This is a genomic window from Mesorhizobium sp. M7A.F.Ca.CA.002.09.1.1 (assembly GCF_003998555.1).
Lineage (GTDB): Bacteria > Pseudomonadota > Alphaproteobacteria > Rhizobiales > Rhizobiaceae > Mesorhizobium > Mesorhizobium ciceri.
In genome coordinates this window covers 1-761 of record NZ_RZRR01001443.1, presented here as the reverse complement: position 1 = coordinate 761, position 761 = coordinate 1, and the positions used below count along the sequence as shown (strand labels likewise).

Annotated in this window: 1 protein-coding gene; it reads right to left on the bottom strand. The window is 59.3% G+C overall.

From position 1 onward, the window contains the following. The coding region (locus EN994_RS33875) for a cupin domain-containing protein (RefSeq protein WP_127308280.1) at positions 1-699 on the bottom strand (699 nt) is incomplete at its 3' end. Positions 700-761: the final 62 nt, after the last annotated feature.

Below are 761 nucleotides of genomic sequence, written 5' to 3'. Positions count from 1 at the left end.
CACATACTCATTGAGCGTCATGCCGGTGGATTTCTTGAACAGGCTCATGGCGTATTTGGGATGGATGTCGGCGGCCGCGGCGATGTTCACGCAATCGATGTCATAGAGGAAGTTTTCGGCGATGAAATCGCACATGCGTCCGACATTCCGCGACGATTGCTGGTCAAAGGGGCTGCCTGTTTCTTGGTCGGTCGGAGTTGCGGATACCAGCCGATAGGGCTCGAACCGCACTCGCTCCAGCCGCAGCAGCAATTCGTTGACGGCATGTTCGGCCTTGGCCTGGTCGCCGGACCGGGCGTAGCGGTTCCAGCGCTCGAAATTATGGTTGTCGGACTGGTCGGTGGCCGATGTCACCAGTGTTGCGCCCGTCATCAGCCGGTGCCTTATGTCCGTGGGCAGGTGCAGCCGGAAGAAATGCACCAGCGGCAGATGCGCTCCGGCATAGATGGCGTCGTCGGACAAATCGTCCATCTGGTGCGGCAGGCCACCCCAGAACAGGCACATCTCGCCGGCCGAAAGCGAAATCTCGTGGTCGTTCATGCGGTAATGCACGCTGCCGCGCACGATGAAATTAACCTCGACCTGGGCGTGCCAATGCGGCTTGAGCATCACCAACGGATTGGTGTGAAACATCTGCAGGAGCAGCGGCAGGCCTTCCACGCTGCTGGCCCCAGGCTGGTAGAACGGCCGTTCAGGCATCTTACTTTCCGCCAATTTCATATTCCCTTTGACGGCGACAGGCCTTGCCCGGTGCATAGTCT